Origin of the sequence: Herbiconiux daphne, from assembly GCF_024979295.1 — a bacterium.
Classification (GTDB): Bacteria; Actinomycetota; Actinomycetes; order Actinomycetales; family Microbacteriaceae; genus Herbiconiux; species Herbiconiux daphnes.
In genome coordinates, this window is the sequence record NZ_JANLCJ010000779.1 from 1 (window position 1) to 530 (window position 530).

The 530-nt window shown below is 50.2% G+C and carries 1 protein-coding gene; it reads right to left on the minus strand.

Annotated features, from left to right (window positions below; genetic code table 11):
• A partial coding sequence (locus tag N1032_RS27645) for a hypothetical protein (protein WP_259543932.1) occupies positions 1 to 530 on the minus strand: 530 nt, incomplete at both ends.

Consider the following 530-nt stretch of genomic DNA (forward strand, 5'->3'; position numbering starts at 1 on the left):
AGCTTCTGGAGGAACAGCACCTTCCACTGGAATAGCTGCTTCACCTGCTTGTACTGTTGGGCCTTCTGGAGCAGCTTGTTGTGCTTGAAATGCTGCACTATCTTTAGCTGCTTGTTCAGCCAGTGGACTAGAACGACGAGCAAAATCTGCTGCACCTGCACCCTGAATATCACGAAGAGTCTTAGGGGCACGGGCTAGGGCACGAGCAGCAGGGGTAACTGCATGAGCACCCAAACCACCGATTGCACCTTGTAGTGCTGCTTCACCAACACCTTCATTGATATCTTTACCATTCGCAAGGTTAGAAATCATCTGCATAGATGCACCACCACCTGCACCACCTGTAGTAGCAGTCAATGTTTGACCTACTGCACGGTTAGCAAGGTTAGGCATAACACGTCCGATTACTTTACCTGCAATCTGACCTGCACCTTCAGCAGCAACACCCTGAGCAATACCTGTCTCAGCGGCTCTCTGTACATCATAACGACCTGTCTCTTCAGCCTGTTGACGTAATTGGTCAGCAGTAC